Genomic DNA, 23,484 nt, shown 5'->3' on the forward strand with positions numbered 1-23,484 from the left:
GACAATCTTTTGCATCAGAAACCGCTCGCTGGCCCGCGTCCTACTTTTTTTGCCTTCTCTTGGCAGTACGCTCGTGGCCTTGCAGCTTTTACGCAAAGCTGGTTTGCAAGACCCTCCGGGTCGTTTATCAAACTAAGGAGTTTTCTATGCGCAAGCAAATGGCTGTGACGGCCGCTCTGGCCTCTGCATTGTTGATCACCGGCTGCGCCAATACCGGCGGCATGTCGGACACCACGCGTCGTACTGCCACCGGTGCAGGCGTGGGCGCACTGGGCGGCGCTGCCATCGGCGCCATTGCTGGCGGCCATGCCGGCAAGGGTGCGCTGATCGGTGCCGGTGTCGGCGCCCTGGGCTCCTATATCTGGTCGCAGAACCTCGAGAAGCAAAAGCGTGAAATGGAAGCCGCGACCCAGGGCACAGGCGTGGGCGTGACACAGACCGCGGACAACCAGCTCAAGCTGGACATCCCCAGCGACATCTCCTTTGACACCGGCCGCGCCGACATCAAGGGCAACTTCGCCCCCATCCTCGATCGCTTTGCCGAAGGTCTGCGCAACAACCCCAACGCAGAAGTGCGCATCATCGGCCACACCGACAGCACAGGCTCCGATGCCATCAACAACCCTCTGTCGCTGCAGCGCGCCGAGAGCACCCGCAACTATCTGACCTCGCGTGGCGTCAACGGCGCCCGCATCCAGGTTCAGGGCATGGGCTCGCACCAGCCCGTGGCCTCCAATGCCACCAACGAAGGCCGTGCGCGCAACCGCCGCGTGGAAATCTTCGTGGGCGAGCGTGCGCCTCAATAAGCCAGCGCGAGACCAGCAAAAAGCCCCGCCAAGCGGGGCTTTTTTCATGTCGCGGAGGCTTGCGCTCAGGCGTTGCGCAGCAGATTGGCCAACTCGACCGCCGACTTGACCTGCATCTTGTCGAAGACACGCGCGCGGTGCACTTCCACGGTGCGCACGCTGATATCGAGCTGATCGGCAATCAACTTGTTCGGCACGCCCTCGACGACCAGCTTCATCACGTCTTTTTCCCGATCGGTCAGCTCGTCCAGGCGGCTGCGCACCTCTTCGCGCGCCTGCAAGGCAGCCAGATGCTCGGCGGACAGCGCCAGAGCCTGCTCCACCCGGTCCACCAGCGCGTTGTCGGAAAACGGCTTCTCGCAGAAATCGAAGGCACCGCGCTTGACCGTATCCACGGCCGTCGGCACATCGGCATGGCCGGTCAGAAAGATCACGGGCATGGCCTCGATCTGGCCGCGCTCCAGCATGCGGTTGAACAGCGACAGCCCGCTCATGCCCGTCATGCGCATATCGAGCAGCAGGCAGCAGGGACGACGCGTCACGGGGCTGGTCTGCAGCACGGCCTGCTCGAATTCTTCGGCGTTGCGATAGCACTCGCTCAGCAATCTGCGCGAACGCAGCAGCCATGCCAATGCCTCTCGGACATCGGCATCGTCGTCCACCACGTAGACGGTAGCGTCGGTTACAGGTTCCATGAAGCCTAGTTCTCTCTGGGTTCCCAGTGGGCCGGAAGCGTGAAGACAAACTCCGTGCCCTGCGGGAGGTGCGGGCGGTAATCAAGGTGACCACCATGTTGCTCCACCACCGTGCGGCACAGACTCAGGCCCAGGCCCATGCCTTCGGTGCGCGTGGTGAAGAAGGGGGTGAACAGCTGCTCGGCGACTTCCGCAGAAATGCCGGCGCCGCAGTCCATGATGGAAAATTCTACCCAACGCGCGCTATTACCGTCAGAACTGCGCCTGACAGCCATGGTCAACACCCTCTCCTTGAGCTCGGGCAGGTCCATGGCCTGCATGCCGTTGCGCGCCAGATTGAGCAGCACCTGCTCGACCATGGTGACATCGCAGAGCACCCCCGGCAGATCGGGCTCCAGCTCCAGCTGCACAGTTGCATTGAGCTTGTGCGCCTGCAGATAGACCAGAGGCATGACGGCATCGATCAGCTCCACGGGCTGCACCACCTCTCTGGACTTGTCGCGCCGGCGCACGAAATCGCGCACGCTCTTGATGACCTTGCCTGCGCGGTCGGCCTGAAAACCGATGCGCTCCAGAGCCATGCGCAAGTCCTTGAGATGCGGGACCTGAGGGTCGGTCGGCTCATGCTCCAGCAGATTGAGCGAGCCCGTGGCATAGCTGGAAATGGCGGCCAGCGGCTGTGTCAGTTCATGGCTGAGCATGGAGGCCATCTCGCCCACCGTCGCAAGGCGTGCCGTGGCCTGCAGGCGCTCCTGGGAGGCACGCGACATCTCCTCCATGCGGCGCTGCTCGCTGATATCGATGAAAGCGCTCATCCAGCCTGTGTGCTGGCCCTGGGCGGTGATCAGCGGCGCCTCGAAAATCAGCACCGGAAAGCGCGAGCCGTCCTTGCGCATGAACACGCTCTCGTGGCCCTGGCGCGGTGTGGGCAGCAGGCCGGCGAGGCGCTGATCGCGTCGGCTCACATATTCCTGGGCCAGCTCGGGCGGCCAGTAAGGCGCCACATTGAGGCCCAGCAGCTCCTGCGCGCTGAAGCCCACCATATTGCAGAAGGCCGGGTTCACATAGGTGATGCGGCCCTGGAGATCGCGTGCACGCATGCCCGTGACCAGGGAGTCCTCCATGGCCTTGCGAAAGGCCAGCGCATCGCCCAGATCGCGCTCCGCACGCAGGCGGCGGCGGTTGTCGCGCACCAGCACCACCACCACGGTCACCAGCGCGATCGACATGCCGGTCACCAGCGCCGTCATCACATTCGGAAAAACGCTGGGCGCGTGATGCCAGCTGTCCATGCGCAGCACCAGGGTGTTGCCTGGCAAATCCAGCAACTGCTGGGCCGTGAACATGCGCGAGCCGCGCCAGGCCGCCCCCACCATGGCCAGACGCGTGCCGTCCGGCTCGGTGAACGAAACCTCCTGGGTGCGCGGCAGGGATTTGCCCACCTGGGCCATCAGAATGCCCTGCAGGCTGTACGTGCCCAGCACATAGCCCACCACATGGCCGTTCTCCGTCAGCGGCATGCAGACCTGCATGGTCTCCGTGCCCAGGCCCTCGCCCAGCAGCTGGAAGCGGCTGGGCGAGTACGATGGCCCGTTGACGCGCCTGGCCTGGGTACAGGTCAGTGCCTCGCCCGAATGCAGCTCGGGCAAATGGCTTTCATCCTCGACCAGCAAGGTGCGATAAGGCGTCTCGGCATGCTCGATGAGGCGCATGTTTTCACCGCGCCATTCGATGCGCATCAGGTCGCGGCGCTGCTGCAGCAGCTCGGTCGCATGCTCGCGCCAGGCGGCATGCTTGCTGCTGTAGGCGCTCAGCGCCAGCAGGTCCTGCAGATTGCGGCCCAGCGCTGCACGGATATCGCCGACGGCATTGGCGGTATCGCGCTCCAGCTTTTCCTGCACCTGCGAGGCCTCATAGCGTCCGGCCAGCCAGACCATGGTGACCAGCATGCTGACCACCAGTGCCACCAGCAAGGTCCATAGCGACCAGCGCTTCCAGGCCATGCGCCAGCGCCGCCAGGGCCAATGGGCGGGATGGTCCTCGGGCAGTGCGTCAAGAGCGGTATTCAGCGGATCAGTCACAGCACACGATGGGTCAAGGCCGGCAATTGCTGGCGCACCTGCAGCAGGCGGTCACGATTGAGCTCTCCCGCCACCACGCCGGTGCCGCTGGCCTGCAGGCCCTGCACCTCGCCCCAGGGGTCGATCAGCAGGCTGTGGCCCCAGGTGCGGCGACCGTTTTCATGCACGCCGCCCTGGCCCGGTGCCAGCACATAGGCCAGGTTCTCTATCGCCCGCGCCCGCAGCAGCACCTCCCAGTGCGCCTGGCCCGTGGTGTAGGTGAAGGCACTTGGCACCAGCAGCAGGTCGGCCCCCTGTGCGCTGAGTGCGCGGTACAGCTCGGGAAAGCGAAGGTCATAGCAGACACTCAGGCCCAGGCGCCAGCTCACGCCATTTCTGGCCTGTATGTCGCAGACCACGGGCTGGCTGCCCGCCTGCACCACGGCAGCCTCGGTATAGCTCTCGCGCCCGTTGTCGAACTGAAAGAGGTGGATCTTGTCGTAGCGGGCCACGCATTCGCCCTCGGGCGAATAGACCAGACTGGTGTTGAGCACATGGCTGTCGTCAGCGGCCTGCAGCGGCAGCGTGCCGGCCACCACCCACAGCTGCAGCTGCCTGGCAGCCCCGGCCATGAAGTCCTGGATCGGCCCCTGGCCAAAAGCCTCCCGGTAGGCCAGCTTGTCGGTGTCCCTGGCTCCCATGGCACAAAAATACTCGGGCAACACCACCAGCTCCGCACCCAGGGCGGCAGCCTGCTGCATCAGGCTGCGCGCCTGCGCCAGATTGGCTGCGACGTCCTGACCCGAGACCATTTGTAGAGCGGCAATCTTCATGGTTTCTCCTCTGAGCTTGGAGCGGCAGCGGGCTGCTTGCCGGCATCGTCGGCTCCGGCTTTGGGCACGCTGCGCCTGGGCAGCTCGGTCACCTGCGGGTCTTCCCAGCTGCCGTGGATATGGAACTCCTTGGTCGTGGCCGCAATCAGCGGGCCACGCAGAATCATCTGTGCCAGAAAGCTGCTCAGCCCCACCACGGGATTGATGGCCGTCGCAACCAGGGAGGCGGACAGGGCGTTGATCTCCGGCACCACCACCACATGCAGGTCCTGGGTTTCCTTGTCGATATCGGCAGAGCCCTCCATCAGCACGGCCGCGTTCACGCCCTTCATCTGCATGTTATTCGTCTTGGCAATGCCGCGCTCTATGGTGACATCGCCTCGCATGAAGTCGAAAGAGAAGCCGTTACGGAACACGTCGCGGAAGTCCAGCGTCAGCCGCCTGGGCAGGGACTGCAGGCTGAGCACGCCCAGCAGCTTGGCCAGTCCCGGATCTGCCTTGAGGAACTGGCCTTTTTGCACCTCCAGATGCACGGCGCCGGACATGGTCTTGAACTCCGGCGTCACGGGCGCTCCTGTCCAGCTGATTTCACCCTGCAGCTGACCCTGTCCATTGGCAACCACGCCAGGCATGTCAAAGCGATTGAGCAGCTTGCCCACATCGCGCAGATTGAGCTGGAACTGCAGCTGGGTCTGCCCCGGGTGCTTTTTGTCACTGGAGCGCAGTCCCCAGGAGCCCTGGGCCGTCAACGTCGCCTCGGGCGTGCTGATATTGAAGCGCGACAGCTGCCATTCGCGCTGCCCCGCTCCAACGGACAGCCCGTGATTGCGCGCCACCACATCCAGCTTGCCCAGCGAACGCTTGCCCAGCTGGAAGTCGTCCACGCTGACCTGCAAGGCCGGTAGCTCGCGCACATTGCCGGTCTGCTCCGCAGCGGTATCCAGCCCTTCGTCCGGGCCGTCGGGAATGCTCAGACGTGAGAGCTTGGCGATGACCAGGCCGCCCGGCTCCTGCGCAGATGGCTCTCGATACTCCACACGCCCCGCCAGCTCGCGTGACTGGATCTGGTTGATCCATACCTTGCTGGCATGGCTGAGCTGCAGGGATACATCGTGCAGCGAACGGCCATGGAGCTTGACCTCACGCGCCTTGAGCGCCAACTGCTGCGGCACAAACTGGCGCCAGCTCTCTTCCTCGGTACCGGGGCCGTCGGCAGAGCCCCCTGCGCCATCGGGCCACAAACGACTCCAGGCATCCAGATCAAGCACCGGCAACTGCACCCTGGCCTGCAGGCCCGCAGGCGGCAAAGCGGCTTCCGCCTTGCCCGACTCCACCAGCTCCAGGCTGCCGCGTGTGATGCGAGCCTGCGCCCCACTGATATCGCGCTCCAGCAAGGCTGCGGCCTGATTGCCCCATTGCACGCTGAACTGATCGGTCAGCGGCTTGGCCACGGCTGGCACTGTGCGGTTGACACGCAAGGCCAGGGAGCTGTCGGCCGCCTTGCCCAAAGGAGCTGGCAACATGACCGCCATGCCCTGCAGATCGGACTGCAGACTGATTTCCGGCACGCTGTGCAGCACCTTGATCTGCAAGCCATAACGTGCCTGGCCTTGCAGATGCTTGCCCAGAGCCACCAGTTCGCTCATCTCCTTGGCGTCACGCAGGCCCTGGGCCGTGGCAATACCGTCCACACGCACTTGCACCGGAGCCGTGGCGGCATCGGCGGCAGGCTTCATGCCGCCCTCGATGCGCACATCACCGCCCAGCGCTTTGGCTTGCACGCCCGAGAGCTGAAAGCCGGTCTCCGAAAACTGCACATTGCCGCGCAACTGACTGAGTGTGGGCACCTCGGGCATCAGCTGCAGCGTATTGCCCGCCAGCGCCACTTCACCCTGTACCTTGCTGCGCTCCATATGCATGGTGGGCAGATGCAGCCTGAGGCTGAGCTTGGCATTGCCCGTGGCCTTGCTGCCATCCAGAGCATGGGCAGTCAGCGCAGACAGAGCCGAGCCTTGGACCAGGTTCAGCATATCGCCCAGGGCTCCATGAGCCTTGGCGTTGACCTCCACCTCGGTCAGGTTCCAGTCGGCCACTCCGGCCTGCGCTTCATCAACCACGATGGCGGTATGCCCCAGAAAGCCCTTGGCCTTGCGCACCTGCATGGAGTTGCGGTCGAACACCAGCTCGCCCGACAGCCTGGTCAGCGGCGGCCAGGGCTTTTCGCCGGGGCCCAGCAGATAGCCGGGCACAAACTGGTAGTTCACATCATGCACCTGGGCACTGATGTGGAATTCGCCCTTGCCCGGCTTTTCAAACGGCACATGCTCGAGTTCGCCCTTGACGCGGAAGTTCACTTCACTGGCCTGCCCTGTGGTGATGGCCTCGCGCACATAGCGCAGCGCATCGCTGCCCAGATCCTGGGGCAGATAGCGATAAATCCGTTCACCCTTGGCGCGGCTGAGCTGCCCTTGCAGATCCAGCAGTCCCGGAAAGCGCGGCTGCTCCTTGGTCCCTGCACCGGACTGCCAGCTGGCCTGGGCCTGGCCGGCCGTGTCCTCATTGGCGAAACGCAGCCGAGGCACCTGCACCTTGATGGTCTGGCCCTTGTCCAGCAGCTGCCAGCGCACCAGGCTGTCGAACTGGTCGAACGGGATGTCGGAGTCTTCAAACACTCCGGGGAAGCTCAGCATGGCCTGATTGGCGGCCGGCGTCTTGGTCAGCGTTGCCTCGCCGCTGTCCTGATCCAGGGTGAACTTGCCACTCAGCCCCCGCACGCCGGGAATACCTATGCTGTGCGGACCCTCCTCCGAAGCCTGGGAGCGCAGTCCCAGCTGCTCGAACCGGCCCGAAGCCTTGTACTGCGCCAGCTGCTGCAGAGGTCCGCGCCATGACAGCTTGAGATCACTCAGCTGTCCTGCCGGCGCAAGCGCTTTGAGCTGGGTCTGCACGGACTCCGGCAGGGGCAGACGCTGCAGCATCTGCGCCGCAATGGCCAGGTCGATGCCATCGGCCTGAACCTCGCCATGCTCGCCCTGACTGCCCTGCTCGGAAGCGCCGGTCGGCACATAGCGCAGGCTGAAATCGCCTCTGGGCCAGTTCAGCCCGTCATCGGCCGTGAACTGCAATCCCTGGACGGAAAACTGGTAACCGTTCTGATTCTTGGCCCGCAAACGCCCCCGCAAGGCCTGCAGGGCCAGGGGCTCGGGTCTGTCCCGCCATTGAAGTTGCAGCGCCTGTACCGCGACATCGGCCACCCCGCCCACGGGCTGTCCGTGATCCACATCCAGCCAGGCCCTGACCGAGCCCTTGCCCTGCTGCAGCTTCCAGTCCTGCGGCCCCAGATACTGGCCCAGATGGGACAGGTCGATATGCGTGAAGTCCAGATAGGCCTGTCCGCTCCAGCGCTCCAGACGCCCTTCATGCACCGACAGCAAGGGCTCCTTGAAGTTGCCCATGACCGTAAAGCGCTGGCCCCAGCCCTCTGGCGGCGTGGCATCCAGCCGCAGGGAGTGGTGCCAGCGCTTGTTGCGCAGCACCAGATCCACATCCTGCAGTTGCAAGGGCGCGGCATTGCGCAGCTCGTCCACCCACTGCAGCTTGCCGCTGCGGATGGCAATTTCGGGCTGGGAGAAGATCCAGTCGGAGTCGGTACCCTGCCCCGGATCGGATGACACGGCAATACCGGCCACAAAGATCTGGCCGTCTGCATCGCGGCGGACCGTCAGATCCGGCCCTTCCAGATATATCTGCTCGACTCCCAGGGTCATCAGCGAATGGGCAGAGACCGCCACCACCACCTTGGGCAGCAGCAAGGCCTCACTCTTGTTCGCAGGGTCATGCAGGACTACGTCGCCCAGCTCGAAGGTCGGCACCAGACCCGAGCGGTAAGCATTCAGCCGGCCAATGGAAACCGGTACACCCAGGCTGCGTGAGGCCAGGGATTCCAGCTCGGGGCGCCACTGTTCGATTCGCGGCACAATCCAGAAATGGAGCACCCCCCACACGGTGGCCAGCAGCAGCCACAGGCTAAGGACCAGTCCCAGAGACCACCGTGCCAAGCTGGCCAGCCTATGAATTTGGCGAGTTGGGAGTGGTTTCGGTTCGATCATCGGTGGCCTAGCAATGGCAGGAATTATGACCGGCGCCCCGTGCGCGTTTCGGTAACCACACGTTGCCGGGCTGATTACCTGCCTGCCTGACATCATTTTTCACGGTCCGCATGCAGTCCCCAGAGCAAGCAATGGCAGAAAACGCCCTCAATGTTCCTTCCCCGGCCCAGTACTCGCGCTTTGTGCAGCGCCTTCACCGCCGTTACGAGAACTGGTTTGACGCCTTGCCGCCGGGAGCCCCCGATCGGGCTCTGATGGAGCAGGCCCTGGGCACGCTGCACTCGCGCGGCCTGGACCTCTCCGCGGCGCTGCGCGTGCTGCGCCAGCTGGTGATGGAGCGCATCATCGTGCTGGACTGCGAACAGCAGGCACCTCTCGCCGTGGTGACCAAGGCCGTCACCGAGCTGGCCGAGCTGGCCCTGGATCGCGCCTGCACCCAGGTGCGCGCCGAACTCGACACCCGGCATGGTGCACCTCAAGGACCCGCCGGCCAGGAAGTCCAGTTCTGGGTCATAGGCATGGGCAAGCTAGGTGCCCGCGAGCTCAATGTCTCCAGCGACATCGACCTGATCTACGTCTACGAACATGACGGCGACACCCGGGGCAAGGCCGACGGCCGCGGCGTGATCTCCAACCACGAGTACTTCGGCCGTGCCGTCAAGGGCATCTTCAGCCTGATCGGCGACAACACCGAACACGGCTTTGTCTTTCGCGTCGACCTGGCCCTGCGGCCCAACGGCAATTCAGGCGCCCCCGCCGTCTCGCTGTCCTCGCTGGAGGAGTATCTGCAGATTCACGGCCGGGAGTGGGAGCGCTTTGCCTGGCTCAAGAGCCGCATCGTGGCGCCGCTGGCCGATATCCAGACGCCCAACGTCCAGGCCCTGCGCGGCGTGGTGCTGCCCTTTGTGTTCCGCCGCTATCTGGACTATGCGGTGTTCGACTCGCTGCGCAGCCTGCACCGCCAGATCCGCGACCACGCCTCCAAGCGCAGCGCAGGCCATCCCGAACGCGCCAACGACGTCAAGCTCTCGCGCGGCGGCATCCGCGAGATCGAATTCATCGTGCAGCTGCTGCAGGTGGTGCGCGGCGGCCAGTTCCCCGAACTGCGCCGTCGCCCCACGCTGGAAGCGCTGCAGCGCCTGGTGCAGGCCAATCTGATGAGCGCCGAAATTGCCGATGCGCTGAGCCGCGCCTACATCTTCTTGCGCCAGGTGGAGCACCGCATCCAGTATCTGGACGATCAGCAGACCCATGTGCTGCCCACACGCGACGATGATCTGCTGTGGATTGCCCGCACACTGGGCTATGCCGATGCCTGCGGCTTTCTGCACCAGCTGGACGAGCACCGCGAACTGGTGGCACAGGAGTTCGACACCTTGCTCGGCGGCGACTCCCAGCAATGCAGCAACGGCCACTGCAATGCCGCCAAGGCCGCGGCAGGCGGACCGCCCACGCCCAGAGACATCGAAGACCTGATCGAGGCCCTGCCTCCCTCGCTGGCCGGGCAGGTCGCCGACTGGCGCAGCAATACCCGCATCAACGGCCTGCGCGACGAGGCGCGGGCTCGTTTGTTCAGGCTGGTGGAGCGCACCTCGCAATGGGTGGAAAGCGGCCAGTCCAGCGAAGAAGCTGCCAAACGCTTTCTGCAGTGGCTGGAACCCCTGCTGCGCCGCGAAAGCTACCTCGCCTTGCTGCTGGAACGCCCGGCAGTTCACGAGAGATTGCTACATCTTTTGGGAGCTGCACGCTGGCCTGCACGTTACCTGCAGCAACACCCCGGGGTGATCGATGAGCTGGCCAGCGATGCCATCCTCAAGGAGCGCTTTGTCGCAGCAGACTTCGAGCACGAGCTGGCCATGCGCCTGGCCGCCCTGCAGTCCACGGGCGAGGACGACGACGAGACCTTGCTCAATCTGCTGCGCCGCGCCCACCATGCCGAAGTCTTCCGCACGCTGGCTCGCGATATCGAAGGCCGCATTACCGTAGAGCAAGTGGCCGACGACCTCAGCGCCCTGGCCGACAGCGTGCTGCGCATCACGGCCCAATGGTGCTGGAGCCGGCTCAAGAACCGCCACCGCGATACGCCACGTTTCGGCATCGTGGGCTACGGCAAGCTGGGCGGCAAGGAACTGGGCTACGGCAGCGATCTGGACATCGTCTTCGTCTTCGATGACGACGATGACCGCGCGCCCGAGGTTTACGCAGCCTATGTGCGCAAGCTCATCAACTGGCTGACCGTCAAGACCGGTGAAGGCGATCTGTTCGAGATCGACACCGCGCTGCGCCCCAACGGCAACTCGGGTCTGCTGGTGACCAGCTTCGAGTCCTATGCCAATTACCAGCAGCAGCGCGGCAGCAACACCGCCTGGACCTGGGAACACCAGGCCATGACGCGAGCCCGCTTTGTGCTGGGCAGCCGCGACTTTCCCTCTTCTGCCGGCGAACCTGCGACCGATCTGCACCTGCATCAGCGCTTTGATGCGGTGCGCGAAGCCGTCATCACCGCGCCGCGCGATGCCGCTGCTCTGCGCAGCGAGATTGAAACCATGCGTGAGCGGGTGCGTGGCGCTCACCCGGTACGCGGCGGCCTGTTTGACGTCAAACACAGCCCCGGCGGCATGGTGGATGTGGAATTTGCCGTGCAGTACCTGGTGCTGGCCGAATCCGGCGCGCACCGCGAGCTGATCGCCAATGTGGGCAATATCGCCTTGCTGCAGCGCGCCGAAGACGCGGGCCTGCTGCCCAAGACAGTGGGCTATGAAGCAGCCAAGGCCTACCGCGAGCTGCGCCGCCTGCAACACGTGGCAAGGCTGGATGAGCGTTCCGGACAGCTGGAACCAGAGCAGGCCCAAGCCCAGCGCGAAGCGGTACTCAAGCTCTGGACTGCGGTGTTCGGGCCTGTCGCCTCAGCGCAAAGCAGCTAGCTGATCCAAGGGCCCGGAGATTGGTGAGCACCTGCTTTTCGAGGCACTGGCAGCATCCATCAAGATTTGCCTACAGGCATTGCCAAACTGTTACAAAAATGAAACCCACGGGGGCTGGAACTTCTGCAACAGTGTCTTATCTGATAGTCAAGTGCAATGAACTGACAGGTCTGCATTCACCAATTTCCAGTTGCGAAGCCCTTGGGTACGCCCATTGAACAATCCCCGGAGCGCTTCTCCTCCCTCCCTCTCTTAATTCGTTTCGGGATGCTTCGCAGCTTTTTTATGCCCCAAAAAAGGCCACTTTCGAGTGGCCTTTTCTTTGACGACATGCTGCCACTCAGTGGGGCACGGTGTTCACAAAGCTGGGGCGTGCCGCCAGCTTGGCCAGCAAGGCGGCCAGATTCGGATGCTCGGCGCGCCAGTCCATCTCGGGAAAGCGGAAATCCAGCCAGGCCAGGGCACAGCCGACGCTGATATCGGCCAGCGTCAGATGCGTGCCGCCGCAGCAAAACGGCTTCTCGCCCAATCCCTGCGACATGACCTTGAGCGCGGCACTGACCTTGCCCATCTGGCGGTCCATCCAGGCCTGGCTGCGCTGCTCTGCGCTGCGGCCGGGCCAGGTGGCCTCCAGCCGCACCAGAACGGCGGCATCCAGCATGCCGTCGGCCAGGGCCTCCCAGGTCTTGACCTCGGCGCGCTCGCGGCCCGTGCCCGGAATCAGCTTGCCAACCGGCGAAAGTGTGTCCAGATATTCGACGATGACACGCGAATCGAACATCGCCTCCGTGCCGTCCATCACCAGACGCGGCACCTTGCCCAGAGGATTGCCAGTACCGGGTGAAAGTGCTTCCTCCCAGGGGTTCTCTTCGACGAATTGATAGTCCAGCTTCTTTTCGGCCAGCACGACGCGGACTTTGCGCACAAAGGGGCTGGTGGTGGAGCCTATTAGTTTCATAGCAGCGGTTCCATGACACGAGTCACCGGCGACGGGCCGGTGCGATGATTCTATGCGCTGGCATGGCGGCACGGCTGCCGCCGCAAAGGGCCGGCATGCGTGCCGGCCGCGGCCGCCGAGCAACCCAGCACGGCGTGCGACTGATACAGCGCACCTACAATTGCGCCACCATGAACCTGTCCTCCCTCACCGCCATCTCTCCCTTGGACGGCCGCTACGCCGCCAAGCTGTCCGCACTGCGCCCCATCATGAGCGAATACGGCTATATGCACCGCCGTGTTCAGGTCGAGGTGACCTGGTTCATCGCCCTGTCCGATGCCGGCTTTGCCGAATTCCCCGCGCTGTCGGCCGAATCGCGCGACTATCTGCACACGCTGGTCGCCAACTTCTCCGAAGCCGATGCCGACGCCATCAAGGCCATCGAAAAGACCACCAACCACGACGTGAAGGCCGTGGAGTACTGGATCAAGTCCAAGTTCGATGGCCGCGCCGAGCTGCAAAAGGCCGCCGAGTTCGTGCACTTTGCCTGCACCAGCGAAGACATCAACAACACCAGCCACGCGCTGCAGATCCGCGTCGGCCGCGACACCGTGCTGCTGCCCGCCATCGACGGCATCATCGCCAAGCTGCGCGAGATGGCCCACCTCTACGCCGAAGTGCCCATGCTCAGCCGCACCCACGGCCAGACCGCCTCCCCCACCACCGTGGGCAAGGAACTGGCCAACGTGGTCGTGCGCCTGCAAAAGGCCGCTGCCAACATCGCCGGCGTGAAGATCCTGGGCAAGATGAACGGCGCCGTGGGCAACTACAACGCCCACCTGTCGGCCTGGCCCGAGTTCGACTGGGAAGCCTTCAGCAAGAACGTGGTGGAATCCGCCGAGCCCAAGGGCCTGGGCATCAGCTTCCAGCCCTACTCCATCCAGATCGAGCCCCATGACTACATGGCCGAGCTGTTCGATGCCATGGCTCGCACCAACACCATCCTGATCGACCTGTCGCGCGACATCTGGGGCTATGTGTCCCTGGGCTTCTTCAAGCAGCGCCTCAAAGCCGGCGAGATCGGCTCGTCCACCATGCCCCACAAGGTCAATCCCATCGACTTCGAGAACTGCGAAGGCAATCTGGGCATGGCCAACGCCATGCTCAAGCATCTGGCCGAGAAGCTGCCCATCAGCCGCTGGCAACGTGACCTGACCGACTCCACCGTGCTGCGCAACATCGGCGTCGCCTTTGGCTACACCACGCTGGCCTACGCTTCGCTGATGACCGGCCTGAACAAGCTCGAACTCAACGAAGAGCGCCTGCAGGAAGACCTGAACCACGCCTGGGAAGTGCTGGCCGAGCCCATCCAGACCGTGATGCGCCGCTATGGCGTGCAGGGCGCCTACGAAAAGCTCAAGGAAGTCACGCGCGGCAAGACCGTGCTGGCCGAAGACCTGCACCGCCTGATCAACGGTCTGGAAATCCCCCAGGCCGACAAGGACCGTCTGCTGGCCATGACGCCTGCCTCCTACATCGGCAAGGCTGCCGAGCTGGCCAAGCGCGTTTAAGCAAAGCTCCCCCCTGAGGCGCTTTGCGCCTTCCCCCTCTCTCGCTTTGCTGCGCAAGGCAGGAGGGGGACGACACCCTCGCTGCGGGGCGGCCCTTGCTCGGTGTCCCCCTGATTGCGCCGCGCCAGTTTCCAAGACTGTGCGCGTTGGGACTTGATCTAGCAGCCCAACACACACCAACAACAAGTTTTTATGGCCATCAAGTCCACCATCTTCAAAGCCAATCTGTCGATTGCCGACATCGACCACAACTACTACGCCGACCACAATCTGACGCTGGCGCGCCATCCCAGCGAAACAGATGACCGCATGATGGTGCGCCTGGTGGCCCTGGCGCTGAACGCCTGGAAGCTGCAAGACCTGTGCAATGGTGACGGCACGCTGGGCTTTGGCATTGGCCTGTCCGACCCTGATGATCCGGACGTGCACATCACCGACTACACCGGCCAGAAGCGTCTGTGGATCGAAGTCGGCCAGCCCGACGAAAAGCCCATCACCAAAGCCTGCAACAAGTCCGACCATATGCTGGTCTACCCCTTCAACCACGCCGCCCATGTCTGGTGGAAGGGTCTGGAAGGCAAGCTGGCCCGCCAGAGCAAGCTGGAAGTGCATTACATCGACTCGGAAGTGGCCCAGCAACTGGGTGCGCTGGCCGAGCGCAGCATGCAACTGCAAGCCACGATTCAGGAAGGCCAGCTCACGCTGTCCAGCAATCTGGGCACGGTGTTTATCGAGCCCACGCGCTGGAAATAAGCTTCAGAAACTCTGGCCGCGCCGCTCCGCCGCGCGCTCCGCATAGCGGTTGAAGCGCCAGGAATCGCCCTCGACCGTGATGCGGCGCCATACGGCCCGCTTCTCGGCGGGCTCCATGGCAGTCCAGTGCTGCACCTCGTCGAAACTGCGGCCGCAGCCCTTGCATTTCTCGTCGCCCTGGCTGGTGGAACAGATGGCAATGCAAGGCGTATCGGGCATGGTGTCGAACCAGGCCAGCCAGGCAGCCATGGCATGTGACGGGAAACCCTCCACCGCCACCTCGGACTCGCAGGCATGAATCATCAGCGCATACACCTCGGCCAGCGCCTTGACCTCGGGTGCCAGCAGCACGCCGTCGGGTGATGGAGCACGGCCTCGCCAGTAATTGATGGCAGCTTCGATGTCGGTGATGTGAATGGCAGTCATGGAGCAGGCATCATAAGCCGCTGCCATGAGGCCTGCGTCAGCAAGGTTGCTTCTTTTTTGGTAGCTGCCTGTGCTGTGTGCAAAAGCGCTGCAAGGCAGCTGCTCAATATAAAACCTGTGAACTAGATGGGGTTTGAAACTTGAAATCCCATGCCTGCTGTGTTGAAATGCGCAGCTTCGAAGGGGAGTAGCTTATCAGGCGCATGCTTTGCGTCATGAGCGGATGGTCGTCAATACGAAGCGCAAGCTTCCGGCCATACGGTTTGCAGCCAGGCTGCAATCGAGCAAGACCTTTGATAGGCCGATGACGGTCAATCAAAGTGTCTGCCCCTGCACGATTCCTCGCGCGGGTTTGCGCTTCGACTTACGTCACCTTGGTCTTCACCCGCTGGCGTCAAGTGCCAAACCTATGCAGACTGCACCGGCGGCATTCCACAACGAGGAAAAATCACATGGATCTGGACTTTCTGACCCACACGCCCTTCTGGATTGCGCTGGGCCAAATCATCATCATCGACATCCTGCTCGGCGGCGACAACGCGGTCGTGATCGCACTGGCCTGCCGCAAGCTGCCACCCGAGCAGCGTCGCAAGGGCATCATCTACGGTACTGCCGGTGCCATCATCCTGCGCATCATCCTGATCGCCTTTGCCATGGTGCTGCTGCAGCTGCCGTTCCTGAAGGTCGTGGGTGCCATACTGCTGATCTGGATCGGTATCAAGCTGATTGCTCCCGATGACGAAGGTCACGACAACATCGAAGGCAGCGACAAGCTGTTTGCCGCCATCAAGACCATCATCGTCGCCGACCTGGTGATGTCCGTGGACAACGTGATCGCCATCGCCGGCGCAGCCCAGAGCTCGGGCGACCACCAGATGCTGCTGATCGTGCTGGGTCTGCTGATTTCCGTGCCCATCATCGTCTGGGGCTCGCAGCTGGTCATCAAGCTGATGGAGCGCTTCCCCATGATCATCGTGGCCGGCGGCATGCTGCTGGGCTGGATCGCGGGCGGCATGTTCGTGACCGACCCCGTGTTCGTGAACACCGACAAGTGGCTGTGGATGCCCAAGCTGGGCACGACCGATGCACAAGGTCTGGCCGAGATCTCCAAGACCCTGTACTGGGCAGCCCATATCGGCGGCGCATTGCTGGTTCTGGCTCTGGGCAAGTTCATTGCCAGCCGCCGCCCCGCGGTTGCAGCCCACTAAGTCTGGAAAACCCAGCAATTCGTGAAGGAATGCGGGAACTGACCGCAGCCTTCACGACTCACAATAGAAACAAGTCGGCACATTCCTACAGATGTGCCGCATTCTTCAACCTTCGTTCCCGTTAGGACGCACTTTGAACCCCATCATTGTTTACGTGGATGACGCCACATACGCCCAGCCTATGCTCGAGGCACTGGCGGGATCGAGCCAGGCGGCTTCCTCCCACTGGTTGCTGGTGGCCTGTGCTCCGCGCATGACCCACCGTGTGAGCAAATGGGTCAGCCATCGCGCTCGCGAGAACTGGCGCGGCAAATGGGCAGACAAGCTGTTTGCGGCGCTGATGCCCGTGATGGCGACGACAGGAGGCAAGGTCACCGCCGTGCTGGCCAAGGGCCCGCTGACCGAGCTGGTCGCCGAGTTGCAGCAGGAACATGGCGCAGCACAGATCATCGACGCCCGCCGCCCCAAGCAGGAGGTCGTGCAAGCCGCTCCCGTCAAGGCCAATGCCAAGACAGGCGCCACCGGCGGCCGCTGGAATCTGCCCGGCACCATGGCGGCAATTGCCGCCATGATGGGCTTTGTGATCGACGACTCGCTCTCGATTTAAGAGCTTCAAGCACTCTCTGAAAAGCCTTGCGCGGCCAACACCTCGCAAGGCTTTTTTTATACTGCGCCGCGATGACCGCAGACACGGCCTGCTGCTATGCTGGTCAGCATGAAAATCCTCGTCAAATGGCTTCTTTGCGCGGCGGCTCTTCTCGCGGTCGCCTATGTCTACAGCGGCGTACAGGTACAGAGCTTCGGCTCGGCCATGATTGCGGCCCTGGTCATCGGCCTGCTCAACACCATCATTCGCCCCATCCTGGTGATACTGACGCTGCCCGTGACCATCATCACCGTGGGCCTGTTCCTGCTGGTGGTCAACGGCCTGATGTTCTGGATGGCCTCCGGCATCCTCGGCGGCTTCCATGTCACCGGCTTCTGGGCCGCCATGCTGGGTGCGCTGATCTACTCGGTGCTGGGCCTACTTATTGACCGCCTTGTCGCGCAGCTGTTCCCGGAGTAACTCGTCCACGGCACGCAAACGCGTGTCGATGATGGAAGCCTCGAAGTAATCGGCACTGGCGCCGGCCTTGCGGGCCAGATCCTGCGCGGCCTTGAAGCGATCCACCGCTGCCGCGTAGTCATAGTGCGCCACCTGGGCCTCTGCTTCGGCCCGCAGGGCGCGCATCTCCTGGCCCTGGCTGCGCCACACGCGCGCCAGCGTCTGCCAGGCCGAGCCATCGCGGGGATGATCCGTCACCCAGGTCTGCAGGGGGCTGGCCATGGATCCAGCCTGGTTGAGCCTGAGCAGGATTTCCGTCTTGAGCAAGAGTTGCGGCCTGCGTGGTGCGACCTGCTCCACCACGTCAATCGTGGCCAGGCTTGGCCCGGCCTCGCGCGGCCCGGCCAGATTGCCGCTGGCCGTGACCCTGGGCGCCGCCTGGGGGGCATTGCCGGACTGCGGCGGCAAAGCCGCCAAGGCCGCCTGCGGGTTGTCTGCCTTGAATTCAAGCTCGGCATTCAGCCATCTGGCTTGAATATTCGCTGGTGCGTTGCCCGCCGTCGCCGCGAGCAGCCGCTGCGCCATCTCGCGCGCCAGCGGCCAGTCGCGCAGATACATGGCACTGAGCGTCGCGGCATAGAGCTGAGCAACCTGCTCGAACTGGCTCAGGCTGGAAAAACTGCCGGAACGCGGCAGCCTGGCCCACTGGCGGCGCACCTCGACACCGGGGTTGGAGATCACACGGGCGCGGGCCGACATCATCACATGCTCCAGCGTCGGCACGGGGTCGGCCGCGCGCTTGCCGGGCGGAATGCGCGAATCCATGTCCGCGATACGCTGCGTGGTCAGCGGGTGGCTGCGCAGATAGGGCCAGCTGCCGTTGTCATTGAGCCGGCTGGCCTGCTGCAGCTTGCCGAACATGCTCACAAAACCCTGGGGAGCAAAGCCCGCGGGAGACATCAGGCTGTAACCCATGCGGTCCGCCTCGCTCTCCATGGCGCGCGAGAAATTCAGCTGGTTTTGCATCACCGCCGCCGGACCGCCCATCATGATGGCCATGGCCGCATCGGGGCTGCGCGTGGCCGCCAGGGCACCCAGCAGCATGGAAGCCAGCATCAGCGGCGTCTGCTTGCCTTGCTGCGCCATCATGCGGGCAATGTGGCGCTGGGTGATGTGGCTGGTTTCATGGGCAATGACCGATGCCAGCTCATCGCCGCTGCTGACCACGCCGATCAGGCCCAGATAGACGCCCATATAGCCGCCGGGCAGTGCAAACGCGTTGACCTGGCGGTCCTTGCCCAGGAGCAGTGTCCAGGCAAAGCGCTCCTCCAGTTCGGGCGACAGCTCGCCATTCTTGCGCGCCGCATCCTGCAGATGCAGCCAGATGCCTTCCACATATTCCTGCAGCACCGGGTCATCCAGATAGTCCGGATCGCGGTACAGCTCGCGGGCGATGGAATCGCCCAGACGCCGCTCCTCGCCCGTGGTCAGCGACGATGCGCCGTCGCCCAGGGTCGGCAAACCCGCCGCCTGCGCAGAGGAAGCCAAGGGGGATACGGCCTGAATAGCTATCAAAACAGAAGCTGTCAGCGCTTTTAGAATATGAACTGTACGCAGTTTTGGCATCAAAAATGGCATGGCAATCACAGCATTGCCAGCATATGGATCTTCCATATGCCGACCGTTCAACACCCCACTATGATGCCTTGATTGATGAAGACGGCGACATGCCCGCCTGGGATGCCCAGGTAAAGCCGCCAGTCCATCCCCGCTCAACCTTGATGGGCGCCAGAACCGAAATCATCTGCCGCCGGAAAGAACCGCCATGTCCTCTCTTACCCACTTCGACGCCCAGGGCCAGGCCCATATGGTGGACGTCGGTGCCAAACCCAGCACCCATCGCATCGCCGTCGCCGAAGGCCGCATCACCATGAAGCCCGAGACCCTGGCCATTGTGCAGGCCGGTACAGCGAAAAAAGGCGACGTGCTGGGCGTGGCCCGCATCGCAGCCATCATGGCGGCCAAAAAGACCAGCGACCTCATCCCCCTCTGCCACCCCCTGGCCCTGACCCGTGTCGCCGTGGAGTTCGAGCTGCAACCGGAAACCAGCTCCATTCTCTGCACCGCCACTGTTGAGCTAAAAGGCCAGACCGGCGTGGAAATGGAAGCCCTGACCGCCGTGCAGATCGGCTTGCTGACTATCTACGATATGTGCAAGGCGGTGGACAAGGGGATGGTGATGGAAAAGATATTAGTACTCGAGAAACATGGCGGCAAAAGCAACGCCTAGATTTTTTAATCTAATTTCTTTTTTACCTCATAAAAATTCTTAAAAGCGCTAGCTTCTTCTTTATTTAACAAAGCTAATGCTTTTTCATAGTACAGCAAAAACTTTTCATATTCATCATTTTTCAAGAGATAATCACATAAAAAATGCAAGTTTCTATATGTCGGATAGCTTCTGACTAGATTTTCCATTTCAAAATAATCCTCTTTGGTGATTTCATTCTTCACTAGAAAATTAAATTGCGAAGTCGGAAGATCAAGAAATCTAGGAAATATAATTTCTTGTTCTTTACCATTACTAAAATTATTTATATAAAATCTCTGCTCTGTCAAGGAGCTTTCCAGAATCAAATATTCTCTTGTCATCAAGATTCCGATGGGCAAGCAATAAATTATGAAAATTTGATTTAAATATATTTGACTCGAGAAAGATTTTCCCTTCCAGCAAGATCCCATTATGAAACTAATTGGGATTAAAAAATATGCATAATGCAATGGGAATTCAAGCATTGAGTGCACCAGCAATGGAATTGCTGTATATGCAATTAATTTATCTTGAGTTTTTTTCTGAAGAAAAATATGTTGCCAGCACAAGTATGCAAAGAAAATAGTCAGGAATATCCCTGCAGGAATTCCAAACCACACAAAAAAATCAAGCACAATATTGTGAGAATGTGCGGTAAATCTATTCCAATTAACAGGAAATTCGTTGACTAATTCAAAATTTGCAATTGCCGTATCGTTAAATCCATAGCCAATCCATGGTTTATATAAAACAGATTCAATCAGCATACCCCACATTGAAAATCTTCCCGTAGATATGTCCACCCCCGCATAATCTCTCACATCATCTTTTATAAAAATACTGAAAAATAAGAAAGACAACCCACACAAGACAGCATATCCAGAGTATCTTCTCTCTTTTGCAAAAAGGAGTAGCAGTATTGCAGCAATCAATGAAATAATAGATGTCTTTGAACCAGCCAACGACAAGGATAATCCAAATATAATCGCCAATACAATTTGAGTATATCTAGATATCTTCTCTTTCGAATTCAAATATAGTCCACACAGAAACGACATCAGCACTAAAGATGCCAATTGATTAGGCTGCCCGAGATTTCCGAAGTAACGACCGCCATCTGGATTATCGCCTACCCACGGAAAAAAATAATCCTCCAAATTCATTAATTGAACCAATTGGCATCCTAATGAAATTATTGATGCCAATATTAAAGAAACGGAAAACCACTCAAAATACGAATCGTTATATTTATTTTCAACCGCCACATGAAAGGCTATTAATGCAGAAAATAAATAAACGGTCCCAACGTAAAAATAAGTACCAAATGCACTTACCTTAAAAAAATAACCCGCACCAGCCGCCACTAAAATCGCAATTAAAAACAAATCATAGGAATAAAATTTGGTCTTTTTCCTGAAATTCATTAACCCAATAGAAATCGCAAAAAAAACAGCTAAAAATTCTGATTGAAATGAATTCCATGGCGGACTGTTATTTGGAACAATAAATGCCAGAATTAAAGATAAAAATACTATTTTCATAAAAAAAGGGGCCGAAGCCCCTGTTTATCGTAGCGTACTTTTACTCGGTAATCGTTGCTCGGCAGCTAGCTGGCAAGTATTTTGTATCAATAGGAGTCGTCGAAGATACGCCACATGTCCAAATCACAACACCAGATGTATCAGGCTTACCTTGCAGCACAATCTTTTTACTGTCGATTTTCGAATCACCTTGTGCAGTCACAGAAACATTTGCTTTTGTAGAATCACCAGAGTAGGTGATACTTTTTACATACTTGGAAGACTGTGTCGAAAGTCCAGCACCACTCATATCTGAGGGGAATGTACCTGTAGACGCATAGGCTTCTGCCAAGCTAGTGCGCGTGCCGGACGCTGCCAAAACCACTTCTGAGACCTTCGCACGTGTTGTGTAATCCTGATAAGCAGGCAGAGCCACAGCAGCCAGAATACCGATGATCGCCACAACGATCATCAGTTCGATCAGGGTGAAACCCTTTTGAATGGAACGCTTCATTTCAAACTCCCTAGTTGGATGAGACCCAAGCTATAAAGCAAGTGCCATGCCAACAATCTGACAGAAGCGCGCCGATTAGCCATTCGACACGTTTGGCAACATTCACGCGAGCTTGAGTAACAATTTTGGCGATCCAACCGCAACACTGACAAATTTGTCAGATGCTTGACACCCATCAAGCCGGCCTGTCACTCCACGACGAAGCGCATGGTGCTGCCCGCCAGGTCCACCGTATCGCCATTGAGCAGCGGCACAGACAAAGGGCCCACCACCTGGCCATTGAGCTTGAGGTCTTCGCTTGCGCCCTCCAGTTGAGTGAGCACAAAGCCATGGGGCTTCTGGGTGATGGAGGCGATGGCTACACCGGGCTTGCCCAGGGTGGTGACGACCTTGAAAAGAGGTATTTCCCTGCCAGCCAGGCTGCCGGTGAGCATGCGAATCACCGCGTGGCGCTCCGGCAGCGCGGCGAGCGAACCCTGGATGGTGGAGCTGAAGCTGGAGATTTCACCAAACCCGGAGGGACTGGCGACTTTGGCATAGCCGCTGTCTGCTTCTTCGGAAATATGCGCCAGCGCCTTTTTGCTGCTCTGGGCAGACGACGGGGCATTCGAGTCGGCAATCACGGTATCGAGAAAGCGGATTTTGTAGCGGCCAATGTCCAGCAGGTCGCCGTTGAGCAGGTCCTGCTTCTGGATGGCACGACCGTTGACATAGGTGCCGTTGGTGCTGCGCAGGTCTTCAATGCTGACCTTGCCACCAGAGATGGTGAGCACGGCATGCTCGCCGCTGACCGCCAGATTCTCGATCACGATGTCGTTGTAAGGACGACGACCCAAGGTCGTGCGCTCCTTGGTGAGCTGTACTTCCTTGATGACTGCGCCGTCGATTGAGATGACCAAAGTCGGCATGCTCGAAGCTCCTGAGGAAACGCCAAGTCCTGCTTGGCTGCACTGGCTAGGACCACTCCCACTTGAGTGTGTGATTCAGCGCTGAATCATCAATCGTAACTGGATGAAACGCGCTTGCATGCTGCATCTTATTGCACTAACTCGATGAAGCCAGCTATTCGATTGAAATTTTCAACCTTGCTGTCATTCGTCTGCAGCATCTTGGGAATCGCACCCGCAATCTATCAAGTCGCCATATAAGAAAAGCCCGCACTCGTTGAAAGCGCGGGCTTTTTTGCAAATCTTTGCAAAGTGGCGACAGCCACCTATCCGTGATTTAGAACGGCAGAGGTCACCTTTTATGTAAACATCTCTCTGATAACTAGTCAGAAGGCCACTTTTTCGAAATTTTACACCAACCACTGTAAACAAGTAAGCCATTTTTAGCAGGTTGTTTACATTGTGTGAGTAGGTGCCCCGGGCAGGGTGTTCCAACGCTAGTCAAGTGACGAAATCGCACCATGCGCAGCAGGGCAGACAACAACTGAACAGCATCAGCAAGCTAGTCCAGTACTTCTACCAGTCAGCCTTGAACTTGAAGAACGCTCACGCATACTTCCTCGCTGAAGCTAGGGCGTGTCCGAATTTTTGTGTAAACGGTTCGGACTTCAATTGACGGAGATGCGGTCTCCGAACTGAATGGTAAAGCGGGTCAGCGCAGCCTTCCAATCCCGGATGGGCATGGTCCACCTGAAGCTAGGGCGTGTCCGAATTTTTGTGTAAACGGTTCGGACTTCAATTGACGGAGATGCGGTCTCCGAACTGAATGGTAAAGCGGGTCAGCGCAGCCTTCCAATCCCGGATGGGCATGGTCCACTTCTGACT

At 60.3% G+C, this 23,484-nt stretch carries 18 protein-coding genes; 8 read left to right on the plus strand and 10 right to left on the minus strand.

Annotated elements, in window-relative coordinates:
• Positions 1-146: 146 nt before the first annotated feature.
• Complete coding sequence (locus FSY45_RS25525) at positions 147-806, plus strand: OmpA family protein (RefSeq protein ID WP_003066797.1); 660 nt, start codon at positions 147-149, stop codon at positions 804-806.
• 65 nt (positions 807-871) lie between these two features.
• On the opposite strand, the gene FSY45_RS25530 is transcribed toward FSY45_RS25525, so the two are convergent.
• The 4 genes from FSY45_RS25530 to FSY45_RS25545 are packed head-to-tail and all read right to left on the minus strand — an operon-like array spanning position 872 to position 8,452.
• Complete coding sequence (locus FSY45_RS25530; protein ID WP_003066795.1) at positions 872-1,501, minus strand: response regulator transcription factor; 630 nt, start codon at positions 1,499-1,501, stop codon at positions 872-874.
• Positions 1,502-1,506: 5 nt separating this feature from the next.
• Entirely contained in the window at positions 1,507-3,582 is a 2,076-nt protein-coding gene (locus tag FSY45_RS25535) for a nitrogen regulation protein NR(II) (RefSeq protein WP_052951038.1), read from the minus strand.
• Complete coding sequence (locus tag FSY45_RS25540) at positions 3,579-4,394, minus strand: carbon-nitrogen hydrolase family protein (protein WP_045839336.1); 816 nt, start codon at positions 4,392-4,394, stop codon at positions 3,579-3,581. Before FSY45_RS25540 ends, FSY45_RS25535 begins: the two co-directional genes overlap by 4 nt.
• Positions 4,391-8,452 (minus strand): YhdP family protein, encoded by a 4,062-nt coding sequence (locus tag FSY45_RS25545; RefSeq protein WP_080944379.1) that lies wholly within the window; start codon positions 8,450-8,452, stop codon positions 4,391-4,393. Before FSY45_RS25545 ends, FSY45_RS25540 begins: the two co-directional genes overlap by 4 nt.
• Before the next feature lie 182 nt (positions 8,453-8,634).
• Here FSY45_RS25545 and glnE point away from each other — a divergent pair, with 182 nt between their 5' ends.
• Positions 8,635-11,427 carry a bifunctional [glutamate--ammonia ligase]-adenylyl-L-tyrosine phosphorylase/[glutamate--ammonia-ligase] adenylyltransferase gene (gene glnE, locus FSY45_RS25550; protein ID WP_046460403.1) on the plus strand — a complete coding sequence of 931 codons (2,793 nt, stop codon included), beginning with the start codon at positions 8,635-8,637 and terminating at the stop codon, positions 11,425-11,427.
• Between the two features lie 340 nt (positions 11,428-11,767).
• Here glnE and FSY45_RS25555 read toward each other — a convergent pair whose 3' ends face one another.
• Complete coding sequence (locus FSY45_RS25555; protein ID WP_046460402.1) at positions 11,768-12,385, minus strand: glutathione S-transferase C-terminal domain-containing protein; 618 nt, start codon at positions 12,383-12,385, stop codon at positions 11,768-11,770.
• Positions 12,386-12,555: 170 nt separating this feature from the next.
• Here FSY45_RS25555 and purB point away from each other — a divergent pair, with 170 nt between their 5' ends.
• Together purB and FSY45_RS25565 are read left to right on the plus strand one after the other, a co-directional pair.
• On the plus strand, positions 12,556-13,935 hold the full coding sequence (purB, locus tag FSY45_RS25560) for an adenylosuccinate lyase (RefSeq protein ID WP_046460494.1): 1,380 nt from the start codon (positions 12,556-12,558) through the stop codon (positions 13,933-13,935).
• Between the two features lie 192 nt (positions 13,936-14,127).
• Positions 14,128-14,688 carry a YaeQ family protein gene (locus FSY45_RS25565; RefSeq protein WP_012840346.1) on the plus strand — a complete coding sequence of 187 codons (561 nt, stop codon included), beginning with the start codon at positions 14,128-14,130 and terminating at the stop codon, positions 14,686-14,688.
• Positions 14,689-14,691: 3 nt separating this feature from the next.
• Here FSY45_RS25565 and FSY45_RS25570 read toward each other — a convergent pair whose 3' ends face one another.
• Positions 14,692-15,141, minus strand: a complete 450-nt coding sequence (locus tag FSY45_RS25570; protein WP_034382388.1) for a DUF3717 domain-containing protein — start codon at positions 15,139-15,141, stop codon at positions 14,692-14,694.
• 425 nt (positions 15,142-15,566) lie between these two features.
• Between FSY45_RS25570 and FSY45_RS25575 the strand changes: the two genes are divergently transcribed.
• From FSY45_RS25575 to FSY45_RS25585, 3 genes are all read left to right on the plus strand, one after another.
• Positions 15,567-16,322, plus strand: a complete 756-nt coding sequence (locus FSY45_RS25575) for a TerC family protein (protein WP_003066777.1) — start codon at positions 15,567-15,569, stop codon at positions 16,320-16,322.
• A gap of 133 nt (positions 16,323-16,455) precedes the next feature.
• Positions 16,456-16,929 (plus strand): hypothetical protein, encoded by a 474-nt coding sequence (locus FSY45_RS25580; RefSeq protein ID WP_034351037.1) that lies wholly within the window; start codon positions 16,456-16,458, stop codon positions 16,927-16,929.
• A 108-nt stretch (positions 16,930-17,037) separates the two neighbouring features.
• On the plus strand, positions 17,038-17,388 hold the full coding sequence (locus FSY45_RS25585; RefSeq protein ID WP_034348032.1) for a phage holin family protein: 351 nt from the start codon (positions 17,038-17,040) through the stop codon (positions 17,386-17,388).
• On the opposite strand, the gene FSY45_RS25590 is transcribed toward FSY45_RS25585, so the two are convergent.
• Positions 17,347-18,993, minus strand: a complete 1,647-nt coding sequence (locus FSY45_RS25590; protein ID WP_080944382.1) for a M48 family metalloprotease — start codon at positions 18,991-18,993, stop codon at positions 17,347-17,349. The two genes, FSY45_RS25585 and FSY45_RS25590, sit on opposite strands and share 42 nt — an antisense overlap.
• 199 nt (positions 18,994-19,192) lie before the next feature.
• On the opposite strand from FSY45_RS25590, the gene moaC reads away from it, so the two are divergent.
• Positions 19,193-19,657, plus strand: coding sequence for a cyclic pyranopterin monophosphate synthase MoaC (gene moaC / locus FSY45_RS25595; protein ID WP_046460401.1), 465 nt, complete (start codon positions 19,193-19,195; stop codon positions 19,655-19,657).
• Positions 19,658-19,662: 5 nt separating this feature from the next.
• Here the strand turns inward: moaC and FSY45_RS25600 are convergent, their stop codons facing one another.
• The 3 genes from FSY45_RS25600 to FSY45_RS25610 all read right to left on the minus strand — a co-directional run bounded on the left by FSY45_RS25600 (position 19,663) and on the right by FSY45_RS25610 (position 22,620).
• Entirely contained in the window at positions 19,663-21,219 is a 1,557-nt protein-coding gene (locus FSY45_RS25600) for an O-antigen ligase (RefSeq protein ID WP_080944378.1), read from the minus strand.
• Positions 21,220-21,259: 40 nt separating this feature from the next.
• Positions 21,260-21,712 carry a pilin gene (locus tag FSY45_RS25605; RefSeq protein WP_046460399.1) on the minus strand — a complete coding sequence of 151 codons (453 nt, stop codon included), beginning with the start codon at positions 21,710-21,712 and terminating at the stop codon, positions 21,260-21,262.
• 188 nt (positions 21,713-21,900) lie between these two features.
• Entirely contained in the window at positions 21,901-22,620 is a 720-nt protein-coding gene (locus tag FSY45_RS25610) for an FHA domain-containing protein (RefSeq protein ID WP_046460398.1), read from the minus strand.
• Positions 22,621-23,484: the final 864 nt, after the last annotated feature.

This window comes from Comamonas sp. Z1 (genome assembly GCF_008121555.1).
In the GTDB taxonomy this organism is placed as follows: domain Bacteria; phylum Pseudomonadota; class Gammaproteobacteria; order Burkholderiales; family Burkholderiaceae_C; genus Comamonas; species Comamonas thiooxydans.